17 protein-coding genes are annotated in these 16,998 nt (G+C 65.8%); 7 read left to right on the top strand and 10 right to left on the bottom strand.

Features of this window, described 5'->3' with window-relative positions; genetic code table 11:
• Nucleotides 1–18: 18 nt before the first annotated feature.
• The 6 genes from RIV12_RS01935 to coaD form a co-directional block, all read right to left on the bottom strand.
• Nucleotides 19–678, bottom strand: a complete 660-nt coding sequence (locus RIV12_RS01935) for a response regulator (RefSeq protein ID WP_075419041.1) — start codon at nt 676–678, stop codon at nt 19–21.
• Between the two features lie 92 nt (nt 679–770).
• Nucleotides 771–1,808 (bottom strand): bifunctional DNA-formamidopyrimidine glycosylase/DNA-(apurinic or apyrimidinic site) lyase, encoded by a 1,038-nt coding sequence (gene mutM / locus RIV12_RS01940; protein ID WP_075419040.1) that lies wholly within the window; start codon nt 1,806–1,808, stop codon nt 771–773.
• Nucleotides 1,808–2,602 (bottom strand): ribonuclease III, encoded by a 795-nt coding sequence (rnc, locus tag RIV12_RS01945; protein WP_075419039.1) that lies wholly within the window; start codon nt 2,600–2,602, stop codon nt 1,808–1,810. The genes mutM and rnc overlap by 1 nt, the downstream gene beginning before the upstream one ends.
• The gene (locus tag RIV12_RS01950; RefSeq protein ID WP_075419038.1) at nt 2,602–3,192 is read right to left on the bottom strand and encodes a YceD family protein; all 591 of its coding nucleotides are present in this window, start codon (nt 3,190–3,192) and stop codon (nt 2,602–2,604) included. Before RIV12_RS01950 ends, rnc begins: the two co-directional genes overlap by 1 nt.
• A 167-nt stretch (nt 3,193–3,359) precedes the next feature.
• Entirely contained in the window at nt 3,360–3,911 is a 552-nt protein-coding gene (locus tag RIV12_RS01955) for an ATP synthase subunit B family protein (RefSeq protein ID WP_075419037.1), read from the bottom strand.
• Nucleotides 3,908–4,495: a pantetheine-phosphate adenylyltransferase gene (gene coaD / locus RIV12_RS01960; protein WP_309321841.1), complete on the bottom strand. Its 588-nt coding sequence runs from the start codon at nt 4,493–4,495 to the stop codon at nt 3,908–3,910. Before coaD ends, RIV12_RS01955 begins: the two co-directional genes overlap by 4 nt.
• 133 nt (nt 4,496–4,628) lie before the next feature.
• Between coaD and RIV12_RS01965 the strand changes: the two genes are divergently transcribed.
• The 5 genes from RIV12_RS01965 (at nt 4,629) to RIV12_RS01985 (ending at nt 10,340) form a co-directional block, all read left to right on the top strand.
• A complete protein-coding gene (locus tag RIV12_RS01965; protein ID WP_075419035.1) occupies nt 4,629–5,627 on the top strand; it encodes a LacI family DNA-binding transcriptional regulator in 999 nt (332 codons plus the stop codon).
• A gap of 387 nt (nt 5,628–6,014) precedes the next feature.
• On the top strand, nt 6,015–7,265 hold the full coding sequence (locus RIV12_RS01970; protein ID WP_003781595.1) for an ABC transporter substrate-binding protein: 1,251 nt from the start codon (nt 6,015–6,017) through the stop codon (nt 7,263–7,265).
• An 86-nt stretch (nt 7,266–7,351) separates the two neighbouring features.
• Nucleotides 7,352–8,182, top strand: coding sequence for a carbohydrate ABC transporter permease (locus tag RIV12_RS01975; RefSeq protein WP_003781585.1), 831 nt, complete (start codon nt 7,352–7,354; stop codon nt 8,180–8,182).
• The gene (locus RIV12_RS01980) at nt 8,172–9,008 is read left to right on the top strand and encodes a carbohydrate ABC transporter permease (RefSeq protein ID WP_003781587.1); all 837 of its coding nucleotides are present in this window, start codon (nt 8,172–8,174) and stop codon (nt 9,006–9,008) included. Before RIV12_RS01975 ends, RIV12_RS01980 begins: the two co-directional genes overlap by 11 nt.
• A gap of 3 nt (nt 9,009–9,011) precedes the next feature.
• Nucleotides 9,012–10,340, top strand: a complete 1,329-nt coding sequence (locus RIV12_RS01985; RefSeq protein ID WP_428978902.1) for an alpha-L-fucosidase — start codon at nt 9,012–9,014, stop codon at nt 10,338–10,340.
• A 59-nt stretch (nt 10,341–10,399) separates the two neighbouring features.
• Here the strand turns inward: RIV12_RS01985 and fucP are convergent, their stop codons facing one another.
• The 4 genes from fucP to RIV12_RS02005 all read right to left on the bottom strand — a co-directional run bounded on the left by fucP (nt 10,400) and on the right by RIV12_RS02005 (nt 15,479).
• A complete protein-coding gene (gene fucP / locus RIV12_RS01990) occupies nt 10,400–11,728 on the bottom strand; it encodes an L-fucose:H+ symporter permease (protein ID WP_075419031.1) in 1,329 nt (442 codons plus the stop codon).
• The gene (locus tag RIV12_RS01995; RefSeq protein ID WP_003781586.1) at nt 11,728–12,156 is read right to left on the bottom strand and encodes an RbsD/FucU family protein; all 429 of its coding nucleotides are present in this window, start codon (nt 12,154–12,156) and stop codon (nt 11,728–11,730) included. The genes fucP and RIV12_RS01995 overlap by 1 nt, the downstream gene beginning before the upstream one ends.
• 65 nt (nt 12,157–12,221) lie before the next feature.
• Nucleotides 12,222–13,691, bottom strand: a complete 1,470-nt coding sequence (locus tag RIV12_RS02000; protein WP_309321847.1) for a rhamnulokinase — start codon at nt 13,689–13,691, stop codon at nt 12,222–12,224.
• 12 nt (nt 13,692–13,703) lie between these two features.
• Nucleotides 13,704–15,479: an L-fucose isomerase gene (locus RIV12_RS02005; protein ID WP_309321849.1), complete on the bottom strand. Its 1,776-nt coding sequence runs from the start codon at nt 15,477–15,479 to the stop codon at nt 13,704–13,706.
• A 208-nt stretch (nt 15,480–15,687) separates the two neighbouring features.
• Here RIV12_RS02005 and RIV12_RS02010 point away from each other — a divergent pair, with 208 nt between their 5' ends.
• Together RIV12_RS02010 and rsmD are read left to right on the top strand one after the other, a co-directional pair.
• Nucleotides 15,688–16,356, top strand: coding sequence for a class II aldolase/adducin family protein (locus tag RIV12_RS02010; RefSeq protein WP_309321851.1), 669 nt, complete (start codon nt 15,688–15,690; stop codon nt 16,354–16,356).
• A gap of 50 nt (nt 16,357–16,406) precedes the next feature.
• Nucleotides 16,407–16,967 carry a 16S rRNA (guanine(966)-N(2))-methyltransferase RsmD gene (gene rsmD, locus RIV12_RS02015; protein WP_075419027.1) on the top strand — a complete coding sequence of 187 codons (561 nt, stop codon included), beginning with the start codon at nt 16,407–16,409 and terminating at the stop codon, nt 16,965–16,967.
• The last annotated feature ends 31 nt before the right edge of the window (nt 16,968–16,998 follow it).

A 16,998-nucleotide genomic window follows, 5' to 3' on the forward strand; every position in this document is an offset into this window, starting at 1 on the left:
CCGCGTCAGGAGTGTCCGTCAGCTGTTGCGCCAACCCGAGGCGCGCTGGCCGGCGACCCAGGCGGCGACCTGGGTGCGTCGCTGTAGACCCATCTTTGCCAGCAGGGAGGTGATGTGGTTCTTGACCGTCTTCTCTGCGACTCCGAGCCGCTCACCGATCTCCCGGTTGGACAGGCCGTCACCGATGAGGTCGAGCACCTTGCGCTCGGCGTTGGTCAGGTCGGCGGTGGGGTCGTCGTGGTCCGCCCGGCGGCGCGTCACGGTGCGCTCGTCGAGCAGGATGCGCCCGGAGGCGACGGCCCGCACGACGTCGCTGATCTCGGCGCCGTGGACCGTCTTGAGCAGATAGGCCCGAGCACCTGCCGCCAGGGCCTCGGCCAGGGCCTCGTCGTCATCGAAGGAGGTCAGCACGATCGGCAGGGCCTGGGGCACGGAGTCTCGCAGCTCCTGCATGAGCTCGATGCCGGTGCCGTCAGGCAGCTGGAGGTCCACGAGGATGACGTCGGGGCGGACCAGCTCGGCCCGGCGCACTGCCTCGGCCCGAGAGCCCGCCTCGGCGACGACGTCGAGCCCATCGGCGCGGTCAATGATCTCGGCGATGCCGCGACGGACGATCTCGTGGTCGTCCACGATCATGACGCGGACGATCTCCGAGGAGGGGGTGTGTGCCATAGTCATGACATTACCAGGGGCTGGAAACCTACGTCACACTCCTGGCGACGCTATGGCGTTGCTGTTGTGGAGGCTCCCTGGTGCGCACCGGCGGCTACCTACCGGCGCCGGCGCGGACGGGGCTGGCAGCGGGGGCAGTAGGTGTGTGAACGCCCTCCCAGAGCCTCACGCTGCATGGTGGCTCCGCAGCGGCGGCATCCCAGGCCCTGACGCCCGTAGGCGCCGAGCTCTCGGGCGAAGAATCCGGCGGCGCCCTCGACATCGACGTAGAGGGCGTCGAAGCTCGTACCGCCAACCTCCAGTGCTCGCCGCATGACCTCTGCGGTGGACTCAAGAATCCTGGCCACCACCCGTGGACCGAGCCCCGTTCCCGGGCGCAGGCCGTGCACCCCGGCCTCCCACAGGCCCTCATCCGCGTAGATGTTGCCGATGCCCGAGACGAGCCCCTGGTCGAGCAGCAGGGTCTTGATGGCGCGCCTCGAGGAGCGTGCCCGGGCGACGACGCCGGTGGGGCCGCTCAGTTCCAGGGCCGGGTCGAGCAGGTCGCGGGCGATATGGGTGGCGTCGGCGGGCAGCAGCGGTTGCGGGTCTCCCACCCCGCCGGGAGCGCCGTCGGAGGTGGGGGTCAGGTCGACGACGTGCAGGCCGCCGAGCATGCGCTGGTCGACCAGGTCGAGCACCGCCCCACCGGTGCCGGCGCTCAGATGGAGACGGACTCGCAGGTGGCGGGCAGAGGTGGAGATGTCCCGCACATAGCGGGGCTGCTCGGTGGCGCTCAGGTCCACCGGACGCCCGCCGGGGCGGGTGTCCGTGTCGGCCAGGAAGGCCGCGGCACTGGCCGGCTCCGGGGCGGCGTCACGAGCGGTCGGGGTGGTGCCGCGCACGAGCAGCTGTCCGCTCATGCCCAGGTGGGCGGACAGGGCGCGTCCGTCGTCCAGGGTCAGCCACAGGAACTTCCCCCGGCGGACAGCCGCGGTGAGGGTGCGCCCGGTGAGCTGGTCGACGAAGGCCTGGGCACCACCGTCCTGGCGGCGCAGAGGACGAGGATCGAGGACCTCGACGCGGGTCACGGTGCGTCCGGTCACGTGCCGGGCGAGGCCGGCGCGCACCACCTCGACCTCGGGAAGCTCGGGCATCAGCTCTTCTGGGAGGCCTGCCGCGTGAGCAGGTCAGCGCGCAGGGCCTCGTTGACACCGGGCAGGTCCAGCCCGCCGTCACCCCGGGCGGCGAGGATGGCTGCGTAGGCGGCCTCGGCGGCGTCGTGCTCGGCAACCTTCTTCGAGCTTCCCGTCCCCTGTCCCAGCACCTCGCCGTCGACGATGGCGTTGGCGGTGAAGACCCGCTGGTGGTCGGGGCCGGTACCGGCCACCTCGTAGGCGGGGTTGCCGAGCTGGTGGGCTGCGGTGAGCTCCTGGAGGCTCGTCTTCCAGTCCAGACCCGCACCGCGGGTTCGGGCCGAGTCCAGGAAGCGTGAGACGAGACGGGTGACGACTGTGCGGGTCTCCTCCAGCCCGTCAGTGAGGTAGGTGGCACCGATGAGGGCCTCGACCGTGTCGGACAGGATGGAGTCCTTGTCCCGTCCACCCGAGAGCGCCTCACCCTTGCCGAGCTTGATGAACTCCCCCAGTCCCAGGTCACGAGCGACGGCGGCCAGTGCCGGCTCGGAGACGGTGGCGGCGCGCATCTTGGCGAGCTGACCCTCGGGGACCTCCGGGTGGGTACGGTAGAGGTACTCGGTGACGATGATCCCCAGGACGGAGTCACCCAGGAACTCCAGACGCTCGTTGGTGGGCAGGCCGCCGTTCTCATGGGCGTAGGAGCGGTGGGTCAGAGCCAGGTCGAGGAGCTCACCGTCAATGCTGGGACCCCAGCGGTAGACGAGGGCCTCGGTGTCAGTGCGCGCGGGTGGGGCGCTGCGGCGCTTGGCCATCAGGCCCGCTCCTGCCCACTCGTGGGTGCGTCCGGGTCGCTCTCCTGCCCGGTCCCGGCATCCAGTAGGCCGGCCAGCGCCGACCAACGCGGATCGAGGACCTCATGGTGGTGGTCGGCGGGCAGGTCCTCGAGCCGCTTCCCGCAGTCGGGGCACAGCCCGGGGCAGTCGGGACGGCACAGGGGCTGGAAGGGCAGCGTGGGCACCAGGGCGTCGCGCAGCGCCGGTTCGAGATCCAGGGTGGTCTCCCCCACGGCCAGGAGGTCCTCGGCCTCCTCATCGCCTTCGGCCCGCTGGGCCTGGATGACCTCCGGGAAGAGATAGAGCTCGTCGATCCTCACGCTGCGGTCCTCGTCGAGGTCGCGCAGGCAGCGTACGCACTCGCCGTGGACGTGCAGGTCGGCGTCGGCGTGTGCCAGGACGCCGTCGTCCATGGAGGTCAGGGTGACGTCGAGGGCGAGGTCGCTTCCCTCGGGCACGCCGATGACCTCGGTCCCCAGGTCGGCGGGGGCGGGGGTACGGATCTGCAGGTTCTTGACCGAGCCGGCGGCTCGGGGCAGGTCGACGATATCGACGACGAGTCCTGACATGGGTTCCTCCACAGCGGGTTGACCGCGCCGCATCCAGCGATGACCGAGGGCCCGAGCGGTATCACGTGGTGTCCACGTGATGTCCACGGTGCTGGGTGACTGGTGGGCGAGGTGATGGACGAGGTGTCTGGCGTGAGCGTACCCGGTGGGGCTGCGACGCCAATGGTTCAGTGGGCGGAGGGGTCCACGGACCAGGCCGAGCGGCGGCGGACGGGCTCCTGGATCTCCACCGATTGGCCCGCGCCGTCTCCCAGACGACCGGCCAGGACCTCCCGACCGGCGCGGATCTGCTCGGCGACCTTGGCGACCTCGGCCTCCAGGGAGGCCAGGGCCCGGTCGGAGTACTCATCGGCCCCGTGACGCAGTGAGGCGGCCTTGTCCTCCGCTGCGGCCACGATGCTGTCGGCCCGGTCGTTGGCCATGCGCACGATGTTCTCCCCCGCCACGAGGCGCTCGGACTCCTCCTGGGCGTACTGGACGAGCCGTTCGGACTCGGCCCGTCCCTCAGCCAGGACGGCATCGGCATCGGCGACGATCTTCTCAGCGCGGCGGACGGCGGTCGGGACCGCGTCACGAGCCCGATCGATGAGGTGCTGTGCGGCCTCCCGGTTGACGATTGCGGAGGCGCTCATCGGCATGGAGCGGGCATGAGTGATGAGGTCGTCGAGCTCATCGAGGATGCGCAGCAGGTCGTCTCCGGCATCGCGGCTGGTCGTCACGGTAGGTCCTCTCGAGTGTGGTCGGCGCCGACGAAGCGGCTTGGCGGGGTCCCGGGTGGGACGAGTCCTGGTTCGACGCCGTCGCGGGCCGCTGACCTGGGGGCCTCGGTCAGCCGGGCCTCCAGGGCGTGGGCGACGGCGGGCGGGACGAGGGCGGAGACGTCCCGGCCGTAGCCGGCGACGTCCTTGACGAGGGAGGAGGAGATGTGCGCGTGTACGGCAGAAGCCGGCAGGAAGACCGTCTCGGGCGCCCCCAGGTCGCGGTTGAGCAGCGCCATGGGCAATTCGGCGTCCAGGTCACTGCCGTTGCGCAGGCCCTTGATGATGGCGTTCGCGCCGCGCCGGCTGCAGTAGTCGGCCAGGAGCCCGGGAACGATGTCCACCTCGATGCCGGGCAGGTGGGAGGTGGCCTCCTTGGTCAGGCGGAGGCGTTCGTGGACGTCGAGCAGGTGGCGCCCGGCCTTGGCGGCGTTGTGGGCGATCCCGATGACGACGACGTCGAAGAGCGTGGTCGCGCGGACGGCGATGTCGACGTGCCCCAGGGTGAGGGGATCGAAGCTTCCGGGGTAAACGGCCAGGCTCATACGGTCACGCTACTGGCTGGGCCTGCCGCTGTGCGGGACGCGCGCCGCACCTCCGGCGGCAGCAGGCCGTCGCAGCGCCCCGCTGTGCGCCTGGCGTCCCGGATCCCTGTGGTGGCGCTGGTATATTTCCCTTGTGTCCACACGCGTGACCCTTAGTGACGTGGCCGAGGCAGTCGGAGTCTCGGCTCAGACCGTCTCCCGCGTGCTCAACAACCACCCGTCGGTTCGTCCCGAGACGCGTCAGAAGGTTCTGGCGGCCGTCCAGGCACTGGGTTACGAGCCGAACCTCGCCGCCCGCTCATTGGCCTCGGGCTCCTCCGGGGGCGTGGGAATTCTGCTGACCGCCGGACTGTCGCACGGGATGGCCTCCATCTTCTCCGCGATCGCCAGGGCGGTGCGCGAGCGGGGGGACACATTCGTCCTGGCCACCGCTGACGGCCACGCGCCGGAGTCGGTCAAGGAGGCACTCGCCCACCTGCACGGCCACCGCGTCACGACCGTCGTGGTCCTCGCCCAACGCGCCGACGTCCTGGCCGTCCTCTCGTCTCAACGCGACCGCGGTCCGGTCGTGGCCATCATCTCGGGTCAGCACGAGTTCTCCGAGCTGTCCACCGTCTCCATCGACCAGGCCCTGGGAGCCAGGCTGGCAACGGAGCACCTTCTGGCTCAGGGACGCAGCCGCCTGCTGCATGTCACCGGAGACCTCTCCTGGCAGGATGCCTCGGAGCGCCTGGCCGCCTACGAGTCGGTCTGCGCGCAGGCCGGAGTTCCCGGCCGCTGGGTGGGCACGGACGCCTGGACAGGAGAAGCAGGGGCCAAGGTCGCCAGACGTCTGCTCGATAGCGGCCTGCCCGACGCCGTCTTCGCCGCCAACGATGACATCGCCCTGGGGCTGTGCCACGAGCTTCTCGCCGCCGGCGTGAGGATACCCGACGATGTCGCCGTCGTCGGCTTCGACGACATTCCCCTGGCGCGTTGGGCGACTCCGTCGCTGTCGAGCGTGATTCAGGACTTCGACGCCCTGGGGCAGGCCTCACTGAGGCTGTCTGACGAGCTCGTCGAGGGCGCCCCTGCCCACAGCATCTGCCTGAAGCCTCAGCTCGTCGTCAGGGCGTCAACGACCAAGGCCTAGCACCTGCGACCACCTCTCCGAGTGAGCGGTTCTCGACGACCGCCCCACCTGGAGGGCGACTGCCGTCCCCCGAGCACCCGACACTGCCCCCACCCAGTGCACGCCCCAACCAGCAGCAGTCTCCAGCAAAGGGCAACGGCAACCTACATGTCAGCGCTCACTCAACCCTCCTCAATCCACAGGCCACTCCTCCGTGACCCGCACCTCCCGACACCTCGACACACCCACTATTTCGCTTCATTTCAGGGCATTCAGCAAGCCACAACGGTTGACACCCTTTTGTGACCAAGTTAATGTTACCGCCATCATCCGCTGCTTCCGACATCGCCGTCGGACCCCAGCGGCTGCAACGAGGCACCCCTACGCACTCACTGAAGAGAGAAGACCATGACCCCACCTTCATTTCCCCGCCGCACCTTCATCTCGGCATCGCTCTTGAGTGGGACGGCAGCAGCACTGCTGTCAGCATGCTCATCAGGGAAGAGCAAGAACAATAACGCCCCGACCCAGATGTTCACGTGGGTGTCCAGCGAGTCGGACCGCGCCCAGTGGCAGGCCTTCGTCGACGCAGTCAAAGAAACTGACTCCAGCTTCAAGCTCGACTTCTCAGGTCCCAGCTACAACGACTACTACACCAAGGCCAAAACCCGAATGACGGCAGCCGACGCTCCAGGGATCCTGACCACACAGGCAGCCCGAACCAAGGAACTCGTCGGCATCATGGAACCGCTGAACGATCTCATCAAGAAGCACGGGGTCGACACGTCAGTCTTCAACAAGGCCATGATTGAAGGTATGACGGTGGACGGAAAAATCTACGCACTGCCGTACGACGCAGAGCCCTGCGTCATGTTCTACAACCGGCAATCCTTCAAGGCAGCGGGGTTGAAGGAGCCGACAACCAAGTACACCTACGCACAGTTCCTGTCGGACATGAAGGCCCTGACTACTGGCGGGAAGGTCGGCATGGCCATCAAACCAAATCTTATGGACAACGCTCCTGGAGCATTCGCATACGCCAATGGCGCCACTGCCCTCGACGACAAGGGAAACCTTTCGTTGACCTCCAGCGCCTTCGTCTCATCCGTGCAGAAGGCGTTTGACCTTGCCGCAGTCAACGGCTACGCCAAGGCTCCTTCCGCTTCAGACGGCGACGAGGTCGCACAAGGCGCATTCACCTCTGGTCAGGCTGCCGCCATCATTGACGGCCCGTGGATGTACGCGACCTTCGCCGAGCAGCTCAACGACAACCTGGGTGTGTGCGTCATCCCCAGTGACTCCGGACAGGCCATCGGAGTCATTCAGGGATCGGGCTTCGGAATCGGCAAAAACTGTCCGGACAAAGATGCCGCGTTTAAAAACATCATGAAGCTGGTCAGCCCTGAGGTCATCGGCAAGGTGGCACGCACCCGCGGGACGGTACCATCCATCGGCTCCCAAATCGACGGATGGGCAGAAGGTAAACCGACCGGAAATGTTGAAGCCATCAAATTCCTCCTGGATCACGGGACCGCTCTGGTAACCCCAGCAAACTGGAATCAGATCGTGACGTCCTTCACCCAGTACTGCCCAGAAGGCTACCGGGGCTCACGTACCGCGGCAGACATCCTCAAGGACCTGCAAGAGAGTGCAGGATGATGGGAGCCGCAACCACCGCTGAGAGTCGAAGGCGCCACAGAGCTCCCCGAGACACACTACGCATCATCGCTTACCTGACACCCGGCATGACAGGGTTTCTGGTTTTCATCATCATCCCCCTGATCGCGTCACTGATCATCTCGTTGTTTTCATGGTCGCTTCTGGGAACATCAGAGTTCGTCGGCCTTGACAACTATCGACGAATGATTTCCGGGGAGGACCCAGCGTTCTACACCATCCTTAAGAACACCGTGGTGTTCGCCCTTCTGTACACAGGTGCCAACCTCATCATCTCCACTGGTATCTCATACTGGTTGCAGCACCTCCCCAACAGGTTCTCTCGAGTGCTGCGAATCATCTTCTTCATCCCCGTCGTCACCCCAATGGCAGGGAATGCGTTGATCTGGCGCCTCCTCCTCAATGACGAAGGGGTGGTGAACTCTGCCCTCAACAGCATAGGGCTCCCCTCGCTGCCCTGGCTGAACAACCCCAGCCTTGCCATGGGGTCGCTCGTCATCATGAGCTTATGGCAGGGTCTTGGCTACAACATCGTGGTCCTTACTGCCGGTCTCAACGGCATCAACCCGTCCATACTGGAGGCCAGCGAGCTCGACGGCGCAACTGGATTCAGACGATTCTTCCAGGTCGTCTTCCCCATCCTGTCTCCGACTTTCTTCTTCTGCACCGTCATGACCGTCATCGGAGCATTCAAGGTGTTCGCACAACCATTCTTTCTCACAAAAGGAGGACCAGGTGAGTCGACAAACACCATTGTGCTTGCACTGTACCGCAACGGCTTCTCCTTCGACAAGCTGGGCTACGCCTCCGCCCTGGCCTGGATACTATTCGTCATCGTTATGCTGCTGACGGCCCTTCAATTCAGCCAGCAGAAGAGGTGGGTAAACTATGACTCTTGAACATCGATCCAAAATTGGTAAATTTCTCTCCTACTCGCTACTCACACTGATAGCGATAGCATTCCTCTTCCCATTCGCCTGGATGCTGGCTTCTTCCCTCAAGCCGACATCTGAGGTGTTTTCCTCAGGAGCCTCACTCACAGGCACCCGTCTTGCATGGGACAACTACACCGAGGCGACTCAGCAGATTCCTCTGGGGCGCATCATCTTGAACTCTATTCTTGTCTCGACCTGCGGAGCAGCCCTGACCATGGCAGTCTCACTGCTGAGCGCCTACGCCTTCGCCAGACTTCGATTCCGATTCCGAGACCACTTGTTCATGCTGTTTCTGGGAACTCTGGTGCTTCCCCAGGAGGTGCTTGTCATCCCTCTATACATCGGATTCCAGTACCTCGGACTGGTCAACAGCTACACGGCCCTCATTCTTCCCTTTGCCTTCGGAGCCTTCGGGGCGTTCCTCATCCGACAGTTCATCCTGAGCCTGCCCCTTGAGTTCGAGGAGGCAGCCAGAATCGATGGGGCCGGCGACCTCAAGATCCTCTGGCACATCCTCATCCCACTGCTCAAGGCTCCGATACTCGTCGTTGGCGTCTTCTCCTTCATCGATTATTGGTCAACATTCCTGTGGCCTCTGATCGTCGTCAATGATGCGGACCTGGCCACAATCTCGCTGGGACTTCAGATGTTCTCAGGAGAGAGAGGCACGGACTGGGGACCCATGATGGCCGCCGTGTCCATGTCGGTCATCCCTTCCTTTTTCATCGTCGCCTTCTTGCAGAGTCAGCTGGAGAAGGGTGTCACTCTCGGCGCCTTTGGAGGTCGCTGAGTGATGAATCGACCACCTGTATCGCAGCACCGAGATCGCCTGGGAACCCATCAGCCTGAGTGGCTGGACCACACCCCCCTTGGGATCTTCATTCACTGGGGAGTGTATTCGGTACCAAGTTGGGCAGAACCTCACGGAGAGCTCGGCACCGAACCCGATGAGAGGACGTGGTTTACTCATAACTCCTACGCAGAGTGGTACTTCAATACCATACGAATTCCGGGTAGCCGCGCCTCCCAGTACCACCACGAGACCTACGGCTCCTTGCCGTATGACGGTTTTCTGGACATGTGGCATGCTGAAAAATTCGACCCTGACGACTGGGCAGCGCTGTTCAAAGAAGCCGGAGCAGGACTGGTTGTCCTAACGACCAAGCACCACGACGGCATCACCCTATGGGAGGCCCCCGAGACCTATGGCCGCAACACGGTTCAACGCGGCCCCCGACAAGACCTCGTTGGAAAAATCTCACGGGCAACACGTCGGGCAGGATTACGTTTCGGCGCATACTATTCGGGCGGAGTGGACTGGCATTACAGACCTTTTCCTGTCATCCTGAGCGAAGAGGATCTTGAACGGCTCGCCAGATCTGTGGACCCTGAGTACGGGCGCTACATCTTCAATCACTGTCTTGACCTGTTTCAGAGGTATCACCCCGATATTTTCTGGAACGACATCGAATGGCCGGATTGCGCGAAGAATTTCGATGCCCACGGACTGGGAACACTGCTTGAGCACTACTACAAATTGTGTCCGGAGGGCGTCGTCAATGACCGCTTCGGTGGGTTCCACTCCGATTACGAGACTAGTGAATATCAGGCAATGCGCGACTCGGAGGCTGCGGACCGGTGGGAGAACTGTCGCGGCATCGGATTATCCTTCGGCTACAACCGGATGGAGGGCGATGAGCAGTACCTCACCGGCCCGTCCGCAGCTCGACACCTGGTCGACGTCGTCTCACGGGGAGGACGTCTCCTGCTCAACGTCGGCCCGCACGCCGACGGAACCATTCCTGATCCTCAACGCGCCTGCCTGAGGGGACTAGGCGCGTGGATGCGAGCAGCGAGATCGGAACTGTCTCGCCCCTCTGCGGAGCTACTGGAGCAGGCTTGTTCACTACCGGGTGCGCGACTCATGTCTCACGGAGACCATGCGGTTCTCTTTGCCCTGGAGAATGTCGCAGTCCCGCTTGACCGCCTGCCTGCGGAGTTCGACTGGAGATCGTCGAGGCCGGGAGATGGACAGACACAGGTGAGTCATGACCATGGAGTCCTCACGACCGCTCCCACTCAACTGGGACCTGGAATCATCCTTGCCAAGCGGATCCACTGAGCATTCTCTCCGCCCACTCGGTACGACGTGGGCGGAGAGAATGGTGTGAGTGCCTTCCGTCAGGCCGCACTGATGGGCCTGGGCGTGCGCAGTGTGTAGACCCCGTAGGCGGCCACCACCAGGAAGCACCCGGCAACCGTGACGTAGGACACCGCAGGAGACGTGTAGTCCATGATGGCGCTCTGCACCAGGGGCATGGTGGCTCCACCGATGATGGCCATGACCAGGCCGGCGGCCCCGTACTTGGTGTCCTCCCCCAGCCCCATCAGGGCCTCGCCGTAGATGGTGGGGAACAGCAGGGAGATGCAGGCGGACAGGGAGATAATGGCCAGCACCCCCAGAATGTTCACGCTCACCATGGCGAACAGGGACAGAGCGACCCCGAGGGAGCACATGAACAGAAGCAGCTTGCGTGCGTCAAACCGTCCCATGAGCCCCACCATGAGGAAACGGAAGACCAGGAAGACGATGAGACTCGCCTGCAACCAGTATCCGGCGACCTTGTCCGACACTCCCAAGGCACTCGTGACGTAGTGCAGGGTGTAGGTCCAGATGCAGGTCTGAGCAGACACGTTGAAGTACTGCGCCACCACCCCGAAGCTGTAGCGCTTATTCCGCAGCAGGCGCATGAGCCTGCCCGGCCCGCCACTGTCACCCGCAGCGGCTTCCATCTGCCGCTCCACGACCTTGACCCGACCGATCATGAAGGCCAGCAGGAGGTAGAGGAGCCCGAGGGCAACATAGGGGCCCATGACCGCCTTGAGCTCCTCGCTCTGGGTGGCCAGCAGCGTCTCCTGGCTCATGGCCGCACGCTGCTCGGCAGTGGCCGGGTTCACCTTAGGCAGGATCAGCAGGGCGGCCAGCAGCACCCCGAGATTGGAACCGATGGGATTGAAGGCCTGCGCGAAGTTGAGGCGCCGCGTGGCGTTGTGCTCCGGCCCCATGGACATGACGAAGGGGTTGGCACTGGTCTCCAGAATGGACAGGCCGGCGGCCAGGGTGAACAGGGCGGTCAGGAACACCGAGTAGGTCATGACGTAGGCCGCGGGGATGAACAGCAGCCCGCCGGTTCCCGCCAGCACCAGCCCGATGAGGACACCGCCCTTGTAGCCCAGGCGGCTGTTGATGAAGGCCGCCGGGATCGCCAGGCAGAAGTAGGCCCCGTAGTAGGCCGACTGCACCAGCGAGGACTGCAGGTTCGTCATAGAGAACACGGAGCGGAAGACCTTGACCAAGGGATCCGTCATGTTTCCGGCCAGGCCCCAGGCGGCGAAGCAGGAGACCAGCAGACAGAAGGGCAGCACCATGCCGGGATACAGGAAGCCCCGCTTGGCCGTCCCCTCCTGGACGGGGGCCTCCTCAGTCACGGAGTCGCGGATCGCAGTCATCACAGGACGCCCTTCTTGAGGATGAGGTTGCCGTACAGGGCGGTCTCGCCAGTGAGGACGACGGCGTAGACGCTGGGGGTGTAGTCGTAGAAGGCCATGCGCTCAATCGTCTTGACGCTCACCGGTCCGGCATCCTTCTCGGCCTCGTTCCAGATCTGCTCGTAGACGTCCCACACCGGAGGCCGAGGGTCGTCGCCAACCGTTTCCATGAGGGCCACCTGGTAGCTGCTGTAGCGGTCCAGGGGCATGAGCGTGAGGATAGACCTCAGCAGGTCGGGGATCCCCAGGCCGTCGGCCCGCACCGTGGTGGGGTGGAGGTGGTGCCCGGGGAAGTTCGCGTCGGCCAGGAGAATCTCATCCCCATGGCCCATCTCGAGCAGGATCTTGACGAGTTCGGGTGACAGGTTGGCGGGAATGTTGCGGAGCATCGTTGCTCCTTTCATGTGGTTGGTGTTGAGTTGAATGTCGTGGTTGTGGTCGATGTGGCTGATGGTCAGTCGGCGGTGGCGTTGTCCAGCCGTTCCCGCATGGCGTCGAAGGCACCGGGATCGGCAATGGCCCCGGAGGCGTCGACCTCCACGGAGCTGATGCTGCGGCGCAGCACCTCACCGCGCGCACTGGGGTCGAGGACGTCGGCCGCCTCGAGCTGGGCGAGGATATTGCCCAGGGCACTGGCCTCCGGTGTGCCTACGACCACCCGACGGTGGCAGGCCGCCGCCGTCATGGCCGGCAGGAGGCTGTTGCGCGCCCCGCCTCCCACCAGGTGTATCGGTGCCGCCGGGTCCAGCTGGTCGCCGACGACGTCCTGCAGCCCCTGGGCGTAGGCGGCATGGGCGCAGGCGAGCGACTCGAGGATGAGCCGGACCATCTGCGCCGGTCCCTCGGGAGCCACCTTGTAGTGGAGGCGGCACCAGTCGGCGATCTTGTCCGGCATGTCGCCGGGACTGGCGAAGAGCTCGTCGTCGGGATCGATGACGACCCCGAGGGAGGCGCACTCCCCCGCCGCCTCGACCAGCGCGCCGGTATCGGGCTCGTTCCAGGAGCGCTGGCACTCCTGGAGCAGCCAGAAGCCGGTGAGATTGCGCAGCAGCCGGATACCTCCGTCGGTACGGACCTCGTTGGTCAGTCCGGCCCGCAGCGCCGCTCCGTCCAGGATGGGGCTGGGAACAGCGGCACCGATGAGGCTCCAGGATCCTGAGGAGATGAACAGGCGCACCTCGTCACCGGCCAGACCGAGTGCATGGACGGCGCAGGCGGTGTCGTGCCCGCCGGGACGCACGATGCTGATCCCCTCCGACGTCGTCCCGGCCACTGTGGCGTCGTCGACGAGCGGGGGCGTCCATCCCTCGGGGATCCCAGCGGCCTGAAGCACATGTGCCGACCAGTCGCGCGCCCCGGGGGAGGCGAGTCCGGTGGTCGAGGCGATCGCGCGCCCTGACTGTGCGGGGGCCCCGAGCAGGTGGGCCACGAGGTCGGGCAGGGGCAGGAAGCGATCCACCCGCTCGATGAGGTCGGGCTCCTGCCTCAGGTCCGCGTAGAGCTGGTAGACCGTGTTGATCTGCTGGGGCAGGATGCCGGTCTCCTGCCAGGCCGTCTCCGCAGGGAGGGCCCGGTCCAGGTCCGCGGCCCAGCGGGCCATGCGCCGGTCCCGGTAGGCGCGCGGGGCGCGCAGCAACTCTCCTTGGGCGTCGAGCAGGCCGTAGTCGACTCCCCAGGTGTCGATGCCGATGCTGTCGGGGGCCCGTCCCAGGCGCTGCGTCGCCATGGCGATGCTCCGACGAACACCATCCATGATGCGCTCGAGGTCCCAGGTGAGGGTGCCGTGGTCGTCCACCGCCTGGTGGTGGAGGCGGAAGACCTCCTCGGTGCTGATGACCCCCTGCCGGTAGATTCCCAGGACCGCTCGCACGGAACTGGAGCCGAGGTCGAGGGCAAGGGCGTGGTGCTCGTCGGTGCTCGTCATGGCGGCGACCCGTCAGCGGTAGAGAGGACCGAAGGTGGCGCAGGCCCTGAAGTCGGCGCTCTCGGGCTCGGCGGTACCGAAGGGCACCCAGGCCTTGGGACGCAGGATCCTCTCGCGCTCGACGTTGTGCATGTAGACGGGGATGCGCAGCATCGAGGCCAGGGTGATGAGGTCGGCGCCGAAGTGTCCGTATCCGGTGGCCGTGTGGTTGGCTCCCCAGTTGGCCATCCAGTCGTAGACGGAGGTGAAGGCGCCCTGGCCGGTCAGGCGCGGGACGAAGAAGGTCGTCGGCCACGTCGGGTCGGTACGGTAGACGATCTGGTCGCGCACGTCGTCGGGCAGCTCCACGGTCCAACCCTCGGAGATCTGGAGGACTGGTCCCTGGCCGGCCACGAAGTTCAGGCGGGTCGCGGTGACGGGCATCCCGCCGGCGGTGGTGAAGTGTGTGGAGAAGCCGCCTCCGGGGAAGTACTCGCGGGTGGCGGCATGGAAGGTGGAGGCCTTCAGATCCGCCTCGATGTCCGCCTCGGTGATCTCCCACCAGTGCTTGATGATGGGGTTGCCCTCGGCGTCCTTCTCCTCGCCGGTGGCGTTGAGGGTGGTGGCCCCAGAGTTGCGCAGGTCGATAAAGCCGTTCTCGGCGCGCCCCTCGAGCTTGTAGCCGGTGACCCGTTCAACGGCCTCGGGGCTCCAGTAGGTGCGCACGTCGCTGAAGAGCTGGGGACGGTGGGTCAGGACGGAGTTGAAGAGCATGGCGACGGCGTTGCCGGCGTCGCCCTCCGTGGCGAAGACCTTCTCGGGCCGCTTGCCGTTCCAGTCGAAGGTGGTGTTGAGGAAGGTCTCGAGGATGTCGCCGTTGGGCTTGTAGTCCGTCCACTGACGCTGTCCCTGGAAGCCCGCCGCGATGGCGTCGTGGCCCTCGGCCTCCTCGACGAAGCCCAGCTCGGCCAGAGCGGGGTTGCCCTCCATGAGGTCGCGGCCGATGAGGAGCATCTTGATACAGTAGTCGAACTGCTCGTCGTACTCCTCCTGGGTGAAGCGGTTGGCCTCGGGGTTGCGGTTCTCCCCGATGGTGAGGTTCTCCCGGGCCCAGGCCAGGGCGGTCTCGTACTCCTTGTGGTCGTAGATGCCGTGGGCGATGCGGCGGTCGATCTCGATCATGTCGATGTACTCGGCCCGCATGCCCAGGTAGTCGACGAAGAACTGCTCGGGAACGCGGCAGCCGGCGATTCCCATGGAGACCGTCCCGATCGAGAGGTAGCTGCGCCCCTTCATGAGGCCGACACCCAGGGCGGCGCGCACGTAACGCAGGATGTTGTCAACGACGTCGTCGGTCAGACCCGAGTCATCGGCGTCCTGCACGTCGTGGCCATAGATGCCGAAGCAGGGGATGCCCAGCATGTTGTAGGCGGCGGCCGCGGCGGCCAGGGTCACGGCCCCCGGTCGCTCGGTGCCGTTGAAGCCCCAGATGGCGTGCGGGATCGAGGGGTCGAGGTCGAGGACCTCGGTGATGTAGTTCCAGGAGGCGGTGACGGTCAGGTCGGCGCACACGTTCTCGGTGCGGAACTGCTCCTTGCAGCGGTTGGCCTCGGCCACGCCTCCGATCGCGGTCTCAGCGACGACGCAGCGCACCGGGCTCCCGTCGGGGTAGGTCAGGCGGGAGGAGATGAGCTCGGCGACATCCTTGGCCAGCTGAGCGGTCTTGTCCTCGAGGGACTCCCTCACACCACGACGGCGTCCGTCAATGAGGGGGCGGATTCCGATGGCGGGATAGGACGCGGTGGGCATGACAGGTTTCCTTTCACTGGGCGACGATGACCAGGACCCACATCAATGTGAGCGCAAACATAGGATGACCCCAACCGAACGGTCATGTCAAGTATGAAAACAAAAGGGCGCAACGATAGACATGAGAGCGCCAACATGAGACGATGCCTCGGTACCACTTCTGACGCAACGGGGCGCGCAGCGGTACGCCCCGGGGAAAGAGCCCACCATGCTTCTCAACGATGCTCGACAGCAGATCGCCGATGCCTGCTCCCACCTGTCCGACGACGGCCTGGTCGTCGGAACCGCGGGCAACCTGTCCGTTCGGGAGGGGGACCTGGTCGCCATCACCCCCTCGGGACTGCCCTACCAGGAGATGCGCCCCGACCTGGTCGCCGTGGTCGAGTACGCCACCGGTAAGCAGGTCGAGGGACCGCTCAAGCCCGCCAGCGAGCTGGACCTGCACCTGACCGCGCTGCGGGCGACCGGACAAATGGCGGTCGTGCACACCCACTCCTACGCGGCCACCGCCGTGGCCAGCCTCGAGGGCGTGAGCGCGCTTCCGGCCGTGCACTACTACATCTGCATGTTCGGCGGCAGCAACGTGCGAGTGGCCGACTACGCCATCTACGGCTCCCCCGAGCTGGCCGCCAATGTCGCCAAGGCCCTTGAGGGGCGTACCGCGGCCCTCATGAGCAACCACGGATCCGTGGTGACCGGCCCGGACCTGGCCGCCACCTACGTCCTGGCCCAGGAGCTGGAGTGGGTCTGCGAGCTCTACCTGCGCACCCTCGCCGTCGGCAGCCCCAAGATCCTCTCCGATGAGCAGATCGCGGCGGTCGCACGCAAGATCCGGGACACCGGCTACGGTCAGCACGCCCCGGCCGAGGAGGGCTGAGCTCCGCGCCCACAGGAGACGCGGACTGCGGGCCGGGTAGGGTCTGCCCCATGACGAGGATCGTGGCCGGAACCGTGGGCGGACGCAGGATCGAGGTGCCCCGGTCCGGGACGCGCCCCACCTCTGAGCGCGTCCGCGAGGCTCTTTTCGCCCGCCTGGACCACTACGGGGTGCTCGACGGCGCCCGGGTGCTGGACCTGTGCGCAGGCTCCGGGGCCCTGGGGCTGGAGGCCGCGAGCCGAGGAGCCCGTGACGTCACGCTCGTGGACTCCTCGCACGGTGCGTCGCAGACCTGCCGTCGCAACATCCGGGCGCTGGGCCTGGGCGGGGTATCGGCGGTGACCGCGAAGGCGGCCGCCTTCCTGGCCGGCCCGGCAGGTGCCCCGGCGGACCTGGTGCTGATCGACCCTCCCTACGAGCTGAGCGAGGAGGAGCTCACGGCGATCCTCACCCCCCTGGCCCGCAGCGAGGACCCGTGGCTGGCGCCGCGCGCCGTCGTCGTCGTCGAGCGTTCGACACGCTCACCGGAACCGACCTGGCCGGCGGGGCTGGAGCACTTCGCGGACAAGCGGTACGGCGAGACCACGATCTGGTTCGCCGAGCCGGCCTGAGCCGGGGACGCTCCTCGGCCCGCGCCCTGAT

Source organism: Actinomyces stomatis (assembly GCF_031292835.1).
GTDB classification, from domain to species: Bacteria; Actinomycetota; Actinomycetes; order Actinomycetales; family Actinomycetaceae; genus Actinomyces; species Actinomyces stomatis.

Excerpts from the sequence above, each read along its gene's own strand:
- RIV12_RS01935 (WP_075419041.1), bottom strand. The coding sequence starts at position 678 with ATGACTATGGCACACACCCCCTCCTCGGAGATCGTCCGCGTCATGATC.
- mutM (WP_075419040.1), bottom strand. The coding sequence starts at position 1,808 with ATGCCCGAGCTTCCCGAGGTCGAGGTGGTGCGCGCCGGCCTCGCCCGG.
- rnc (WP_075419039.1), bottom strand. The coding sequence starts at position 2,602 with ATGGCCAAGCGCCGCAGCGCCCCACCCGCGCGCACTGACACCGAGGCC.
- RIV12_RS01950 (WP_075419038.1), bottom strand. The coding sequence starts at position 3,192 with ATGTCAGGACTCGTCGTCGATATCGTCGACCTGCCCCGAGCCGCCGGC.
- coaD (WP_309321841.1), bottom strand. The coding sequence starts at position 4,495 with ATGAGCCTGGCCGTTTACCCCGGAAGCTTCGATCCCCTCACCCTGGGG.
- RIV12_RS01970 (WP_003781595.1), top strand. The coding sequence starts at position 6,015 with ATGACCCCACCTTCATTTCCCCGCCGCACCTTCATCTCGGCATCGCTC.
- RIV12_RS01975 (WP_003781585.1), top strand. The coding sequence starts at position 7,352 with ATGACAGGGTTTCTGGTTTTCATCATCATCCCCCTGATCGCGTCACTG.
- RIV12_RS01980 (WP_003781587.1), top strand. The coding sequence starts at position 8,172 with ATGACTCTTGAACATCGATCCAAAATTGGTAAATTTCTCTCCTACTCG.
- RIV12_RS01985 (WP_428978902.1), top strand. The coding sequence starts at position 9,012 with ATGAATCGACCACCTGTATCGCAGCACCGAGATCGCCTGGGAACCCAT.
- fucP (WP_075419031.1), bottom strand. The coding sequence starts at position 11,728 with ATGACTGCGATCCGCGACTCCGTGACTGAGGAGGCCCCCGTCCAGGAG.
- RIV12_RS01995 (WP_003781586.1), bottom strand. The coding sequence starts at position 12,156 with ATGCTCCGCAACATTCCCGCCAACCTGTCACCCGAACTCGTCAAGATC.
- RIV12_RS02000 (WP_309321847.1), bottom strand. The coding sequence starts at position 13,691 with ATGACGAGCACCGACGAGCACCACGCCCTTGCCCTCGACCTCGGCTCC.
- RIV12_RS02005 (WP_309321849.1), bottom strand. The coding sequence starts at position 15,479 with ATGCCCACCGCGTCCTATCCCGCCATCGGAATCCGCCCCCTCATTGAC.
- RIV12_RS02010 (WP_309321851.1), top strand. The coding sequence starts at position 15,688 with ATGCTTCTCAACGATGCTCGACAGCAGATCGCCGATGCCTGCTCCCAC.
- rsmD (WP_075419027.1), top strand. The coding sequence starts at position 16,407 with ATGACGAGGATCGTGGCCGGAACCGTGGGCGGACGCAGGATCGAGGTG.